Origin of the sequence: Asticcacaulis sp., assembly GCF_035497195.1 — a bacterium.
In the GTDB taxonomy this organism is placed as follows: domain Bacteria; phylum Pseudomonadota; class Alphaproteobacteria; order Caulobacterales; family Caulobacteraceae; genus Asticcacaulis.
Genome location: NZ_DATJDZ010000004.1, coordinates 259,668 through 273,876 on the forward strand (window position 1 = coordinate 259,668; position 14,209 = coordinate 273,876).

Consider the following 14,209-nt stretch of genomic DNA (forward strand, 5'->3'; position numbering starts at 1 on the left):
AATCTTGGCACGGACACTCAACCTAAGCGATAAATCTTTGGTTTCGCCCCTCGTAAACCAAGCCTACTAAGTAAATCTTAAAATCTTGCTGATAGGTTTCCGGCTCAGGAAGAGACTAATGGACTGGGCTAAATTTTGTAAGCATCTGAGACGGACACGCCGCGACACCGGTGGCAATGTCAGCCTGATTGCGGCCTTCTCGGCGATTCCCCTTGTGCTGGCCGTAACCGGCGTCATCGAAATTACCGACATGTCCAATGCCCGCGGCCGTTTGCAGGAAGCCGCCGACGCCGGCGCGCTGGCTGGCGCGGGGCAACTCGCCATCGCCACGATCGGGGCCGCGCAGGTGTCTCAAACGGCGGTGACCGTGGCCGAGCAATCGATCGGGACCAGCGGACAAGGCAGCCGGACCACCCCGCCCGCCTTCACCGCCACGGTCGACACCCACGCCAGTTCAGTGACTGTGACCGGCGTGGCCGAACACAAGCCGCTGATCGGTTTCATGGATTTCGGCAACCAGGCCCTGACCGCCACCGCCACCGCCGAAAACGTCCAGCGTGTGCCCCTGTGCATCCTGCAAACCGACGACAGCGGCGGCATCAAGGTACAAGATACGGCGCGCATCCGGGCAACGGGATGCGCCATCCACGCTAATGCCGATATCAATGTGGCCAGCGGCGCGCTGATCCAGGCCGAAGCGGCCCAGGCCGTAGGCGCTGTGTCCGGCCCGATTGAGCCTGCCGGGCATTCCGGGGCGCTGCCGATCGACGACCCCTTCGCCGCGATGGACCTGAAAAGCAAAACACTGTGCAACCTTCTCGAAGGCCACCTTCTGCCGATTCAGCTTGGCAGCGGCACGATGAGCCTGCCGCCCGGCCTGCATTGCCTGCCGATCACCGTTATCGGCAACGGCACGCTGTTTTTGCAGCCAGGCGATCACTATTTTTTTGGGCCGCTGATCATGACCGACAATTCGACCCTGCGCGGCGATGATGTGTCGCTGGTCTTCGGCGTCGGCAATGTCTTCAACTTCGCCAGGAACGCCAATGTCCGACTGAGCGCGCGCAAGAGCGGCCCAATGGCTGGCTTCCTGATCGCCACCTCGCGCGATAATTTCGGCACCTTCAGCATCGCATCGGGCAATGTCAGCCAGTTGCTCGGCACCATCTATATCCCGAACGCCAATCTGGTCGTCGATACGCCGGGCAATGTGGCGCAAAATTCGGCGTGGAGCGTCATCGTCGCCAAGACCCTGACCCTGAAACAGAACCCGGTGCTGACCATCAACACCAACTATACCGGTTCGGGTGTGCCCGTCCCCGAAGGGGTGGGGCCGATGAAGGCAGCGCCGAGGTTATCGCATTGACGCATTTTGTCGAATTCGAGGCCGCCCGTGTTCTGGTCGCCGACGACGATCCCATCCTGCGTGAATTCGCCACGGTCCATCTGGCGACCCCGGCGGTCGAGGTCGAAGTGGCGGAGGACGGCGTGGCGGCGCTGGAGCGGCTCAATCAAGGCGGCATCGATATCGCCCTGGTCGATCTCGACATGCCGCGCATGGACGGCTTCGAACTGATCGAGCGCATCCGCTGGGACGCACAGCTTAAGCACCTGCCGATCGTGGTCGTCACCGGCCGCGAGGATATGATGGCCGTCGATCGCGCCTTTGCGCTGGGCGCCACCGCCTTCGTCGTCAAGCCGCTGAACTGGCGGCTGTTGTCGCACCAACTGGCCTATGTGTTGCGCAATGCCCGCGCCGAAGGCCTGGTGCGCGGGCAACTGGAAGCCTTGCAAAGGGTCAATGACCTGAAAGACCGCATCCTGCGCCTGTCGCGCCAGAAGATCACCGGCCCGCTTAACGATATTCTTGAAGCGGCACAGGTGATCGAGACGCACAGCAGCCTGCCGCAGGTCAGCGAAAGCCTGCGCCGCATCGCCGACGCCTCGGTGACCCTGACGCGCATCCATGCCGATATGGGCGAGGCGGAAAAGCTGACGCCGCAGGTTTAGAGCGGGTTGAATCCATTCAGAGGCGTGCAACCGCCCTTATTCATGCCTCAGCGCCTTGCCCGGCTCGGTGCTGGCCGCGCCGAAGGCCACGCCCGCCACGGTGACAAGGGCGATAAGCAGGGCCGCCACTGACGCCGTGGGGAAGATCCACAACGGCATGGCGATGGCGTCATCGAACTGCGCCAGCCAGCGCTGCAAGGCCAGCCAGCCGAGTGGCCAGGCAATCAGGCTGGCAATGACGACCGGACGCAGGAACTGCACCAGAAGCAGCCCGACCACCCGCCCGGCGGAAGCCCCCAGCACCTTGCGCACGCCGATCTCGCGCACGCGCCGTCCGGTATTGAAGGCCGCCATGCCGTAGAGGCCGATACAGCCGATCAGCGCGGCGATCCCGGCGCCGATGGTGAACAGATGGGTCCGGTCACGCTCGGGCTTGTAATAGGTGTCGAGATTGTCAGCTGCGCTGGTCACATCGAACGGCACGTCCGGCGCGATCTGACGCCACAGCTTGCGGAGCTGTTCGCGCATCTTCGGCTCGGACATTCCCTGGTAGCGCACCATGCCGACCACGGCATAGGAAGCGTGGATATCGAACAGGTAAAGCTTCGCCGGTATGGGCTGGTTCGGATTGTAGAAGCGCATGTCCTCGACGACGCCGATGATACGCACCTGACGGTCACCGAACTTGGCGGGCTGGTTGAGGGCGGCCTGAGGCGAGGCAAAACCCATATCCTTAGCGGCGCGCCGACTGATGACGACATTATAGACGCGTCCCTTGTCATCCGGGCTATTACCCCACTTCTGGTCCTCGCCGCGTTGCGCGTCGAAGACGCGACCAGCCAGCACCTTGGCGCCGAGCAACTGGAAATAGTCCTCGCCGACGATTGACCAGTTGACGGTTGGTGACAGGGTCGGGTTGTCGGCCTGACCGGGGCGGACGATATTCCCACTGTTGCTCGTGCTCCCGTCACCGGGAATGGCATTGGCGATGGCGGCATGGCTGACGCCGGGCAAGGTGCGGGCAGCGGCGATTAAGCTTTCGCGCTGCGCCTGGCTCACGGCATTGTCGCGTATCGATTGAACGATCATCAGGTTGTCACGCTGGAAGCCAATGTCGGCATTCTGGATATGGCGGATCTGAAGCATGAAACCCATGATCAGGACAAAGGCCACAGCCACGGCGGCGAACTGCACCATGGCCAGGCCGGTGCGCAACAGGCCGGCCATGCGGCCGCCGGCCGGTGTACGGCTCGACGCCAGAACCTGCGCCGGCTTGAACCCCGACAGCACGAACGCCGGATAAAGCGCCGCCGCGAGACCGGCCAGCAGAACGACCCCCAGCAGACTGAGCAGCCATATTGCGTCTGCATGATAATCAAGCTTGAGGAACAGGCCGCCGGCGCTGTTGATCAGCGGCAGGCTCAGTTCCACCAATGACAGGGCAATCAGGAAGGCCAGCAGCATGGTCAACAGAGCCTCGACAAGGAATTGCAGGCGCAGGGTCGCCGGCGGCGCGCCCAGTGTCTTGCGCACCGCCACTTCACGCGCCCGCAGCCCGGCGCGCGCCGTCGCCAGGTTGACATAGTTGATCAGGGCCAGCGCCAGCGCGACGATACCGACCACGCCCAGAGACACGATGGCCGCCTTCAGCTTCGGGTCGATCAGGTGCGAATCGGTCAGCGGCACCAGCACCAGTTCGAGGATCTTGTGCGGCGTGACATCGGAACCGAAGGATTGCCCGGCCTGGCGGTCGGTAAAGGCCGGCAACTGCGCCGCGAAGGCATTGGCTTCCGCCTGGGTTTTGAATTTCAGATAGGCCGAAAGCTGTCCGGAACCCCAGTGATGCCAGGTATCGGTTTCCATCGCCGTGCGCTGCGGGGTGATCAGGCGCAGCATGTCCAGCTTCATATCCGAATTCTTAGGCAGGTCGGCGATGACGGCGCTGACCGTATAGGTTTTCAGCCCTTCCTCATCGTTCAGCGTCATGATGCGTCCGATGGCGTTGGCCGTGCCGAAATATTTGCGCGCCATACTGGCGCTGAGCACCACTTTCGACGGATCGCCCAGTGCAGTCGCCTTGTCGCCGTAAAGCATCGGCACGCGGAAAAAGGTCAGGAAATTGCCATCGACCAGTTCGATCTGCTCGTTGGAGACCTCTGCACCTTTGTGGACGATCACGCCGTTGTCCCATCTGCGCGTGCTTTCGATCTGCGGCCAGGCGGTCTTGAATTCCTCGGTCAGGCCGCCCATCGCGCTCATATAGATATCTTCGGTCATGCCGGGGAAATGGTAGCGCGTCCCCATTTCATAGATATTCGGCCGTTCGGGACTCCAGCTTTCGTAACTGGTCTCGAAACGATAGAACAGGCTGAGCGCGATGAACACGGCGATGCCGAGGCTCAGCCCCAGCAGATTCAGCAGGGCATAGAGCGGATGACGGATGAAGGCGCGATAAAACGCGGTGAAGGCGGAACGCAGCATCAAAGCACCTGCGCGACAGAAGCCACCAACTGGCCGTCGAGGATATCGACCTGGCGGGTGGCCTGATCGGCGTGGCTCTGCGAGTGCGTGACCATGATGATCGTGGCGCCGGCGGCGTTCAGGCTTTGCAGAATCTGCATCACCTGCGCGCCGTTTTCGGTATCGAGATTGCCCGTCGGTTCATCGGCCAGGATCAGGTCGGGCGAGCCGACAATGGCGCGGGCGATGGCAGCGCGCTGCTGCTGGCCGCCGGAAAGCTGGTGCGGGAAATGCCGGGCGCGGTGAGCAATGCCCACCTTGTCCATCGCGCCTTCGATAAGCTGGCGGCGCGAGCCTTTAAGGCCGGTGCGATAGAGCAGGCCCAGTTCGATATTCTCGTAGATGGTCAGGTCATCGACCAGGTTGAAGCTCTGGAAGATAAAGCCGAGATGTTTGGCGCGGTGCTTCGCCAGGTTTTTTTCGCTCATCTTCGCCAGGTCGGCACCGTCAAACAGGTAGGCGCCGGAGGTCGGGCGGTCGATGGTGCCGAGGATGTTCAGCAGGGTCGATTTCCCGCAGCCCGAAGGCCCCATGATGGCGACGAACTCACCGCGTTTGATATGCAGCGAGATATTATGCAGCGCCGTGGTCTCGACCTCATCCGAGCGATAGAGGCGGGTGATATCGTGGAGTTCGATCAGGTTGGTCATTTTGCGCTCTTTGTGAGACGGAGGTGTTGGGCCTTGAGGAGATTGGAGGCGCCACCGGTGACGACATGCTCTCCGGGTTTGAGGCCGGAAAGGATTTCGACATATTCCGGATTGCGGCGGCCGACAGTGATGGTGCGGCGGCTGGCCTTGTCGCCGCTGCCAGTGAGGACGAAGATCGACGCCCCGCCGGTATCATTCAGCCACGCGCCCGAAGGGGCCAGAAGCGCCATTTCAGTGGCGCCGAGCGACAGGCGGACATCGACGGTTTCGCCGCGCTTGAGATCGGCCGGCATCTGGTCGAATTCCAGTTCGACGGTAATCCGGCCATTATTGACCTGCGGAAAGACCTTGCTGATATGGACGGCGGTATCCTTGCCGTGGACATTGGCGGTGGCCTTCAGCCCGACCGACAGGCGGCTGAGATAGAATTCATCGACCTCGGCCTTCAGCTTATAGGTGCCTTCGGAATCGACCTCGCCGAGCGGATCGCCCATCTTGACGGCCTGGCCCGGCTTGAGATTGAAATCGGTCAGGCGGCCCTGCATCGGCGCGGTGAGATTGAGCGCGTTCAGCCCCTTGCGGACCTCTTCGCGGCTCTGACGCAGGTCGTTGGCGCTGGCGAGAATCTGCTGGCGCTGGCGGGTGTAGAACTGCGCCTGTTGCGCTTGCTGGCTTTTCAGGGCGGCGAGGCGCTGGGTCTGGTAGGCGACTTCATCGATATAGGTCTGGACAGCGGCATCGTTGTACACACCATGCTCGCGCAGCATCTGGCGCTTGGATAGCTCTTCCTCGGCCCGGTGCAGGGCATAGGCGACATCGGCCACGGCCTGTTCGCTCGTCTGTTGCTGCGTCTGCAGGTTCATCAACTGGTTATTGGTATCGCTGAGGCGGGCGGAAATATCGGCCTCGCGTGACGACACCTGGAGGGTCAGGTCGGGGTTGCCCAGCATGGCCAGCGGCTGGCCGGACGTGACCATGATGCCGTCCGACGCCGCGACACTGATGACCCGGCCATTGGTTTCGGCGGTGATATAGGTGATGTCGAGCGGTTCGACGGCGGCGCGCAGGGCGACATAATCCTGAAACGCCGCGCGAGTGACCTCGCCTGTGTCGAGCGAATCCGCGGCCACCGTCACCGTATTGGGCGGCGGCAACACGATGAAGGCGCTCAGCGTCAATATCCCCACGACAGCCGCGGCCGCGCCGATCTGGAACGGACGGCGACGCCACCAGGGCAGGCTGAGAATACGGTCGGTGCGGGCGGTCTTCAGGGGTGTATCGGGCATGGTAAGAAGCTAACACAGGTTTTACAATAGACATAAACCACTCTTTTTATTTGACTTTCCAGCATTTTCACGTCCATAGTCGCGCTATCGCCCGCCAAAAAGTGTCCGTTTCCGAACATGTCAAAGCTGTCCCTGACCGCCCTCTTCCTAGATGACGACGCCGATATTCTCGACGCGGCAGAACTGGTTTTGCTGCGACACGGTTTCACCCTGATCAAGGCGCAGACCCCCGAAGCGGCGCGTGAAAAGCTGGCGGCCACCCCGGTCGATATCCTGCTGCTTGATCTCAATTACCGGCGTGGCGACACCTCCGGCGAGGCCGGCCTCAAATTCCTGGCCGAACAGATGACGCTGACGCCGGCCCTGCCGGTCGTGGTCGTCACCGGGCACAGCGGCATGAGCATCGCCATCCAGGCCATGCGGATGGGGGCGCAGGATTTCGTCGTCAAGCCGTGGCATAATGATCGCTTCATCGCTTCGATAAAGGCGGCGCTGGAGGCTCCGCGTATCGTCGCGCCACCGCAGGACCTGAACCTGGAACGCTCGGAAAAGGAACTGATCAAGGCAGCGCTGAACCGGCGTCAGTTCAATATTTCACAGGCGGCGAAAGATCTTGGCGTGACGCGGGCGGCGCTTTACCGGCGAATGGAAAAGCATGGTCTTTAAACCCCTCATACCGCCTGTTGTCTGGCCGCTGACGGCGCAGCTCGGCGTCTTCGTGCTGGGGGCGTTCGGCTGGCTGGCCCTGACGCGCGGCCTTTACGCCAGCGCCCTGGTCTGCGGACTTGGCGCGATCACCCTGGCCTGGCTCGGCCTGAGCCGCAGCGCCTTCGTCCTCGGCCGCGACCTGCTGAAACGCACCCAGCCGGGCGCCACCTTCACCTCCGAACTGAGCCGCCGGCGCTTGCAGGTGCTGCTCGATCAGACGCCTTCGCCGCTATTGCTGCAACCGGATAACGGCCAGTTGATTGCCGTCAATCGCGCCGCCCGCAACCTGTTCGATGTGTCCTACGCCCTGCCGGTTTCGGCGCGAAAGGCGCTTCTGGGAGAGGCGCCAACGCCCGCTGGGCTATCGACGATAGGCAGCCAGATTAAATGGAAGGGTCAGACCTTCGCCGTGCATCTGGCCGAGATGGAGGAGGTCAATCACCTGTCGCACCTCGCCGTGCTGACAGATATTTCGGCCGATGTCCGCGCCGCCGAGGCCAGCGCCCTGCGCGATCTGCTGAAAGTGCTGAACCACGAACTGATGAACGCCCTGACGCCGGTCGCTTCGATGAGCAAGAGCGCGCTCGATTTGCTGGGCGATGATACGCCGGAGTCGCGGGCACAGGCCGCCAAGGCTTTGGAGCGCGTGGTGGCGCGCACCGAAGGCTTGACGGATTTCATCAATGCCTACCGCGCCCTGACGCGCCTGCCTTCGCCGGTCATCCGGCCGTGCGGGCTGAAACTGTGGCTGGAGGTGCTGGCGGAAAGTTTCGCGGCGCAGTGGGGCGACAAGGGTGTGCGCTTTGAGGCGGATATTGCCGATGCCGATTTATCGCTGATGATGGACGAGGATCAAATGTGGCTCGGCGTCTCCAACCTGCTCAATAATGGCGCGCAAGCCGCACTGGAGAAGGCCGACCCGCGTGTCCGCCTGCGGCTGAAACATGACGGCGAGGCCGTGGTGTTCGAGATTGAAGATTCCGGTAAGGGCGTCCCGGTGGAGAGCGCCGATCAGGTCTTCATGCCGTTCTATTCCACCAAGGCGACCGGCACCGGCGTGGGGCTTAGTCTGGCCAAGCAGATCGTCGCCGGTCATGGCAGCGCGCTTCTGCTTGTGCCGCCGCAGGAACATCGCCCTGATCCGCTCGGCGGCGCCTGTTTCCGGTTTCAGATCAGGGTAGGATGAAGAAATCCCCTCCGTCGCGGACTTCGCCGCGACACCTCCCCATTTGAGAAATGGGGAGGAGAAGAAAGGATGGGAATTTACCTGGTTTTGGCGATTTCGCCCAAGATACTTTCCAGCGTTTCGAGGTAAAGCGGCTTGACCAGATGGTGATCGAAACCGGCTTCCGCCGTCATGCGGCGGTGCTCGGCCTCGCCCCAGCCGGTTTGGGCGATAAAGACCACTCCGCCGGTATCCGGGCGTGATTTCAACTCTTTGCACAGATCATAACCGTTCATGCCCGGCAAACCGATATCGATCATGAAAACATCCGGTTTGTAGTCCGCATAACTGGCGAGGGCTGCCTTGCCGTTGGCCGCCAGCTTGTAGTCATAGCCAATCATCTCGACCAGCCAGCCGGTGGTCTGCGCCAAAGCTTCATTGTCCTCGACGATCATGATACGCATGGGTTCATTTCGGTCATTTGGCCTGCCTGGTCCGTCAGCCATGTTGCGGTTCTCCGGCTTTCGCTGCGGTGAGACGTATATCAGCCAACAATTGTGTCAGCAGGTCAAGACTCACCGGCTTGGTGATATGATGGTCGAAACCGGCAGCAAACGCCTTCTGGCGATCACTTTCCTGGCCCCAGCCGGTCTGGGCGATCACGGTTTTGTTTTTCATTTCGGGCATCCGCCGAAGCTGACGGCACACCTCGTAGCCATCCATGCCCGGCATACCGATATCGAGCAGCACGACATCCGGCTGCAAATCGTGGGCGATTTCCAGCGCCCGGACGCCCTCGTGAGCCACCGTCCCCTTATGACCCATGAGATCGAGCATCCACAGACTGGTCTGGGCGGAATCAACATTGTCATCGACGATCAGCACCTTCATCGGCGCCATCGTCTTCTTTTGCATCTTTTGCAGCGCCTTGCCTATTGCCGCGCCCTGTTCATCGATCAGCGGCAGACTGACCGTGAAAGTGCTGCCCTTGCCGTGGCCCTCACTGGCGGCCCGGCTTGTGCCGCCGTGCATTTCGACCAGCTTGCTAACGAGCGCCAGCCCGATGCCGAGGCCGCCCTGGGAGCGGTCGAGGTGGCGGTCGGCCTGGGTAAACAGGTCAAAGACCCGCGGCAGCATGTCGGCGTCGATGCCGAGGCCATTATCGGCCACTTCAATATCGGCATGGCCGTTCTGCCGGCGCACCGTCAGGCGGATATGACCGCCGGGAGCGGTATATTTGGCGGCATTATTGAGCAGGTTCGACACCACCTGCGCCAGACGCGTCAGGTCGCCTTCCACCCACAAGGGGTCTTCGGGTATATCGAGGGTCAGCTTGTGTTCATTGGCCTCGATCAGCGGGCGCGAAGTTTCCAGCGCCGAACTGACGGCCTCCTGCAAGCTCATCCGCACCTTGCGCAGATCGATGCGGCCACGCGACACCCGCGACACATCGAGCAGGTCATCAATCAGCCGCACCATATGGGTGAGTTGGCGATCCATCATGCCACGCACCTCTTCGGCGCGCGGCCCTTCCGGCGCCATGCGCAGGATTTGCAGGCCGTTGCGAATCGGCGCCAGCGGATTGCGCAGTTCGTGGGCCAGGGTGGCGAGGAACTCATCCTTGCGGCTGTCGGCCTCTTTCAGCGCCAGGGCATTGTCCCGGCTGTCCTTGAGCAGGCGTAGGTTTTCCTCGGCGAAGGCTTTCAGGTTGTCGCGCTGCACGGCCAGTTGCCGGCGCTGCATGTAAAGTTCGGAAAAGACGGCGACCTTGGAACGCAGGATATCGGCCTCAATCGGCTTTTCGAGAAAATCGACCGCGCCGGCCTCATAGCCGCGGAATCGCCGCGTCCGGTCATTCGAGCCTGCCGTCAGAAAGATGATCGGGATATGCCGCGTGCGCTCGGAACCGCGCATGGTCTCGGCCAGTTCGAAGCCGTCCATTTCCGGCATCTGCACATCGAGCAGGGCCAGGGCCACTTCCTGCCGCAGCAGGATTTCCAGCGCCTCGGTGCCGGACCGCGCCTTGATGAATTCCAGCCCGTCACGGCGCAGGACCGCCTCAAGCGACAGCAGGTTTTCCGGCAGGTCGTCGACGATCAGTATGGGCACGGGTTTGATAGAGCCGGGAGTCATGGCAGCACCACTTCCCGCAGTTTTTCGGCGATCTGTTCCAGGCTCAGGCTCTCCGCTTGCGGGCAAAGCTCAAGCGCGGCTTCCGGCATGGCGCTGGCGTAGGCGAGATCAGGCCGCTGGACCAGCGCCATGCCGCCGGCTGCCATCACCGCCTTGAGGCCCGCCGCGCCATCGGGATTGGCGCCGGTCAGGATGATACCGATCAGGCCTGCGCCATAGACATCGGCCGCCGTCTCGAACAATACATCGACCGACGGACGAGAAAACAGCACCGGCTCCTCGGACGACAGCGACAACCGGCGATCCGGCTCGATCAGCAGATGGTAATCGGGCGGCGCGAAATAGACATGGCCCGGCAGGATGTCTTCCTTGTCCTCAGCCTCGCGCACGGTAAGCGCGCACCTGTCGTTGAACAGGTCCGCCACTATGCTGTCGCGGTCCGGCGGCAGGTGGATGACGATCATGACCGGCAGGGGATAATCGGCCGGCAGGGCGGGCAGGATGGCCGACAACGCTTTGAGACCGCCGGCCGACACGCCTATGACCACGGCCTGGGGCGCCGTTTCTTTTGTTAAAGGCTGGTTTCTGGCGGTACTCTTTTTCAGAAGGTTTTGGCTCATGTCATATCCCGCTTCTGATAAATGCGCTCAGTGTGCTCAAAATCGCTGAAATCGTCGGCGCTGGAGGAAAAACGCAAGGTCTCCTTTGAGCCAAGTCCGAGAAAGCCTTTGCGCGCCAGCGAATCGTGGAACAGGCTGATGGCGCGATCCTGCAGGTCACGGTCGAAATAGATCAGCACATTGCGGCAGGACACCAGTTGCGTTTCGGCGAAAACCGCATCGGTCGCCAGGCTGTGATCGGAAAAGACGACATTCTTGCGCAGGGACTTGTCGAACGACGCCGCGCCATAGGCGGCGGTATAGTAGTCCGACAGCGAACTCTTGCCGCCTGACAGCCGGTGATTTTCGGTGAACAGCTTGAGGCGGTCGAGGCTGTAAACGCCGGCCTCGGCCTTTTTCAGCGCATCGTGATTGATATCCGTGGCGTAGAACAGGGTGCGGTCGAACAGGCCTTCCTCGCGGAAGAGGATGGCGAAGGAATAGAGTTCCTCGCCCGTGCTGCATCCGGCGATCCATACCTTGAGCGACGGATAGGTTTTCAGGTGCGGCACCACCTTTTCACGGATCGCCTTGAAATAGAGCGGATCGCGGAACAGCTCGGAAACCTGGACCGTCAGATAGGGCAGCATGGCCGTCATCATGCCTGGATCGTGCAGGATCATGTCCTGCAAGGCGGAGAAGGTGGCGCATTTGAAATGGTCACGCGCCTGAATCAGGCGGCGCTTGACCGAGGCCATCGCGTAGCCGCGAAAGTCATAGTGGTACTTGCGGAAAATCGCCTCCAGCAGCAGCCGGATTTCGATATCTTCCGTTTTCACAGTCCCGACGGGGGTCACGTCTGTTACCTCGGCATCCATACCCGCACCAGTGAAATAAGCTTTTCGACGTCGAGCGGCTTGGCCATGTAATCATTGGCGCCGGCGTCGAGGCAGCGCTCCTGGTCATCCTTCATCGCCTTGGCGGTCAGCATGATGACCGGCAGTTTGGCCCAATCCTGACGCTTGCGGATTTCACGCGTCGCCGTCAGACCGTCCATTTCCGGCATCATCACATCCATAAGCACTAGGTCGATGGCGCTGTCGCTATCCTTCTTGTCATTGGTCTTTTCCAGCAGGTCGAGCGCCTCGCGGCCGTTGCGGGCGATCGACACGATGGCGCCCAGCGGCTCGAAAATATTGGTGACGGCATAGACATTGCGCACATCGTCCTCGACGATCAGGATGCGGCGGCCTTCCAGCATGGCGTCGCGGTTTCGGGCCTTTTTCAGCAGGGTCTGCTGTTCGGGCGACAGTTCCGACACCACCTGATGCAGGAACAAGGTCACCTCATCGAGCAGGCGTTCCGGCGACTTGGCGCCCTTGATGATGATCGACGACGAATAGCGGCGCAGCTTCTGCTCGTCGTCATAGCTAAGATCGCGGCCGGTATAGACGATGACCGGCGGGAAGGCGTAGGCGTCTTCGTGGCTCAGGGTTTCGAGCAGCGAATAGCCGGTGGCGTCCGGCAGGGTCAGATCGAGCACCATGCAGTCGAAGGTCTGGACTTTCAGCAGTTCGAGGCATTCCGCCGCCGTGCCGACCGCGATGGTTTCGGTGTCGTTGGATTTCAGCAGGCGCGACACGCTGTCACGCTGAACCTCATCGTCTTCGACGATCAGCACCCGGCGCATCTGCTGGCTGAGACGCTCTTCCAGCGACTTGAAAGCGTCAACCAGTTCATCGCGCTTGACCGGCTTGAGCATGTAACCGACGGCGCCGAGCGACAGCGCCGTATGCTGGTAATCGCTGCCGGAAACGACATGAACCGGAATATGGCGCGTGCGATTGTCGCGTTTCAGGCGGTCGAGCACCGACAGGCCGGAATGATCGGGCAGGCCGATATCGAGCACCACAGCCGAAGGCGTGTATTGCTGGACCATTTCCAAAGCTTCCCCCGCCGAGGTGGCGACCAGGCACTGGAACTCCTGGCCATGCGCCAGTTCGTAAAGAATCCCGGCGAACGACACATCATCCTCAACCACAAGAATGGTGCGCCGCTTCGGATCGAGCCGGTCGCGGTCATCCTGCACCCGGCCGGGGGGCAGGGGCTTTTTCACGGCCTTGTGGGTGGCCGCCGGGGCCACGGCTTCCGGCAAGGCGTAAATGTCGCTCTCCGGCGCACTGGTCAGCAGCGGCGTGATCAGGCCGGTCGTGACATGGCCCGGATCGTAGGCGAGCGGCAGGCTGAGCGCGAAGGTCGACCCCTTGCCCGGCGTGCTTTTCAGTGCGATGGCGCCGCCGAGCAGACGCGTCAGTTCGCGCGAGATCGACAGGCCGAGGCCGGTGCCGCCGTATTTGCGGCTGATGGTGCCGTCGGCCTGGCGGAAGGCCTCGAAAATCGCCGCCTGGTGATCCTCGGAAATGCCGATGCCGGTATCGGTGACAGCCATCACGACCTGACCATCGGCATCCACCGACAGGCCCAGTTCGACCGAACCGGTTTCGGTGAATTTAAAGGCGTTCGACAGCAGATTTTTCAATATCTGCTCCAGACGCTGACGATCCGTCTCGATCGCTTCCGGCAGGCCTTTGGCGATCTTCGTCTTGAAGCTCAGTCCCTTCTGCGCGGCGATCGGATCGAAGGTGCGCTGCATGTCCTTGACCAGCCGGCTGAGCGACAGGCTTTCAGCGCGGATATCCATCTGCCCGGCCTCGATCTTCGACAGGTCGAGAATATCGTTGATCAGGGCCAGCAGGTCGTTGCCGGAGGACTGGATGGTCTGGGCGAACTTGACCTGCTCCTCGGTGAGGTTGCCTTCGGGATTATCGCCCAGCAGCTTGGCCAGGATCAGCGACGAATTGAGCGGGGTGCGCAGTTCGTGCGACATATTGGCGAGGAAGTCGGACTTGTAACGGCTGGCCTGTTCGAGTTCGCGCGCCTTGAGTTCGACATCGCGCGCCGTGCGGCCGAGGTCGTCCTTCTGGCGTTCGAGGGCGGCGGCCTGTTCCTCAAGCTGCGAATTGGTCTGCTCCAGTTCGGCCTGCTGCTGTTCGAGACGGGCGTGCGATTCCTTGAGCGCCCGGCCCTGCTCCTCAAGCTCTTCATTATTGACGCGCAGCTCTTCGCCCTGGCTTTGCA

The 14,209-nt window shown here is 61.7% G+C and carries 12 protein-coding genes; 4 read left to right on the top strand and 8 right to left on the bottom strand.

Going from position 1 to position 14,209, the window contains the following annotated elements:
• The first annotated feature begins 118 nt into the window (after nucleotides 1-118).
• Together VL130_RS01985 and VL130_RS01990 are read left to right on the top strand one after the other, a co-directional pair.
• Entirely contained in the window at nucleotides 119-1,366 is a 1,248-nt protein-coding gene (locus VL130_RS01985; RefSeq protein WP_325360570.1) for a pilus assembly protein TadG-related protein, read from the top strand.
• The gene (locus VL130_RS01990) at nucleotides 1,363-2,010 is read left to right on the top strand and encodes a response regulator (RefSeq protein ID WP_325360573.1); all 648 of its coding nucleotides are present in this window, start codon (nucleotides 1,363-1,365) and stop codon (nucleotides 2,008-2,010) included. Before VL130_RS01985 ends, VL130_RS01990 begins: the two co-directional genes overlap by 4 nt.
• 36 nt (nucleotides 2,011-2,046) lie before the next feature.
• On the opposite strand, the gene VL130_RS01995 is transcribed toward VL130_RS01990, so the two are convergent.
• From VL130_RS01995 to VL130_RS02005, 3 genes are read right to left on the bottom strand one after another with little or no spacing between them, the layout of a single operon-like run.
• Complete coding sequence (locus tag VL130_RS01995; RefSeq protein WP_325360574.1) at nucleotides 2,047-4,491, bottom strand: ABC transporter permease; 2,445 nt, start codon at nucleotides 4,489-4,491, stop codon at nucleotides 2,047-2,049.
• Nucleotides 4,491-5,180, bottom strand: coding sequence for an ABC transporter ATP-binding protein (locus VL130_RS02000; RefSeq protein ID WP_325360576.1), 690 nt, complete (start codon nucleotides 5,178-5,180; stop codon nucleotides 4,491-4,493). The genes VL130_RS01995 and VL130_RS02000 overlap by 1 nt, the downstream gene beginning before the upstream one ends.
• On the bottom strand, nucleotides 5,177-6,466 hold the full coding sequence (locus VL130_RS02005; RefSeq protein ID WP_325360578.1) for an efflux RND transporter periplasmic adaptor subunit: 1,290 nt from the start codon (nucleotides 6,464-6,466) through the stop codon (nucleotides 5,177-5,179). The genes VL130_RS02000 and VL130_RS02005 overlap by 4 nt, the downstream gene beginning before the upstream one ends.
• Before the next feature lie 117 nt (nucleotides 6,467-6,583).
• Here VL130_RS02005 and VL130_RS02010 point away from each other — a divergent pair, with 117 nt between their 5' ends.
• Nucleotides 6,584-7,132 carry a response regulator gene (locus VL130_RS02010; protein ID WP_325360581.1) on the top strand — a complete coding sequence of 183 codons (549 nt, stop codon included), beginning with the start codon at nucleotides 6,584-6,586 and terminating at the stop codon, nucleotides 7,130-7,132.
• Complete coding sequence (locus VL130_RS02015; protein ID WP_325360583.1) at nucleotides 7,122-8,360, top strand: sensor histidine kinase; 1,239 nt, start codon at nucleotides 7,122-7,124, stop codon at nucleotides 8,358-8,360. The genes VL130_RS02010 and VL130_RS02015 overlap by 11 nt, the downstream gene beginning before the upstream one ends.
• 77 nt (nucleotides 8,361-8,437) lie before the next feature.
• Here VL130_RS02015 and VL130_RS02020 read toward each other — a convergent pair whose 3' ends face one another.
• The 5 genes from VL130_RS02020 to VL130_RS02040 all read right to left on the bottom strand — a co-directional run.
• Entirely contained in the window at nucleotides 8,438-8,803 is a 366-nt protein-coding gene (locus tag VL130_RS02020) for a response regulator (RefSeq protein ID WP_325360585.1), read from the bottom strand.
• A gap of 34 nt (nucleotides 8,804-8,837) precedes the next feature.
• On the bottom strand, nucleotides 8,838-10,472 hold the full coding sequence (locus tag VL130_RS02025; protein WP_325360587.1) for a response regulator: 1,635 nt from the start codon (nucleotides 10,470-10,472) through the stop codon (nucleotides 8,838-8,840).
• Complete coding sequence (locus VL130_RS02030) at nucleotides 10,469-11,092, bottom strand: chemotaxis protein CheB (protein ID WP_325360589.1); 624 nt, start codon at nucleotides 11,090-11,092, stop codon at nucleotides 10,469-10,471. The genes VL130_RS02025 and VL130_RS02030 overlap by 4 nt, the downstream gene beginning before the upstream one ends.
• Nucleotides 11,089-11,949, bottom strand: a complete 861-nt coding sequence (locus VL130_RS02035) for a CheR family methyltransferase (protein ID WP_325360592.1) — start codon at nucleotides 11,947-11,949, stop codon at nucleotides 11,089-11,091. The genes VL130_RS02030 and VL130_RS02035 overlap by 4 nt, the downstream gene beginning before the upstream one ends.
• Nucleotides 11,934-14,209 (bottom strand): response regulator (locus VL130_RS02040; protein WP_325360594.1); only part of this gene is annotated, 2,276 nt, incomplete at its 5' end. The genes VL130_RS02040 and VL130_RS02035, both read right to left, overlap by 16 nt.

What these genes read in the sequence shown, in the direction of transcription:
- VL130_RS01985 (WP_325360570.1), top strand. Translation starts at nt 119, where the DNA reads ATGGACTGGGCTAAATTTTGTAAGCATCTGAGACGGACACGCCGCGAC.
- VL130_RS01995 (WP_325360574.1), bottom strand. Translation starts at nt 4,491, where the DNA reads ATGCTGCGTTCCGCCTTCACCGCGTTTTATCGCGCCTTCATCCGTCAT.
- VL130_RS02000 (WP_325360576.1), bottom strand. Translation starts at nt 5,180, where the DNA reads ATGACCAACCTGATCGAACTCCACGATATCACCCGCCTCTATCGCTCG.
- VL130_RS02005 (WP_325360578.1), bottom strand. Translation starts at nt 6,466, where the DNA reads ATGCCCGATACACCCCTGAAGACCGCCCGCACCGACCGTATTCTCAGC.
- VL130_RS02010 (WP_325360581.1), top strand. Translation starts at nt 6,584, where the DNA reads ATGTCAAAGCTGTCCCTGACCGCCCTCTTCCTAGATGACGACGCCGAT.
- VL130_RS02015 (WP_325360583.1), top strand. Translation starts at nt 7,122, where the DNA reads ATGGTCTTTAAACCCCTCATACCGCCTGTTGTCTGGCCGCTGACGGCG.
- VL130_RS02020 (WP_325360585.1), bottom strand. Translation starts at nt 8,803, where the DNA reads ATGCGTATCATGATCGTCGAGGACAATGAAGCTTTGGCGCAGACCACC.
- VL130_RS02025 (WP_325360587.1), bottom strand. Translation starts at nt 10,472, where the DNA reads ATGACTCCCGGCTCTATCAAACCCGTGCCCATACTGATCGTCGACGAC.
- VL130_RS02030 (WP_325360589.1), bottom strand. Translation starts at nt 11,092, where the DNA reads ATGAGCCAAAACCTTCTGAAAAAGAGTACCGCCAGAAACCAGCCTTTA.
- VL130_RS02035 (WP_325360592.1), bottom strand. Translation starts at nt 11,949, where the DNA reads ATGGATGCCGAGGTAACAGACGTGACCCCCGTCGGGACTGTGAAAACG.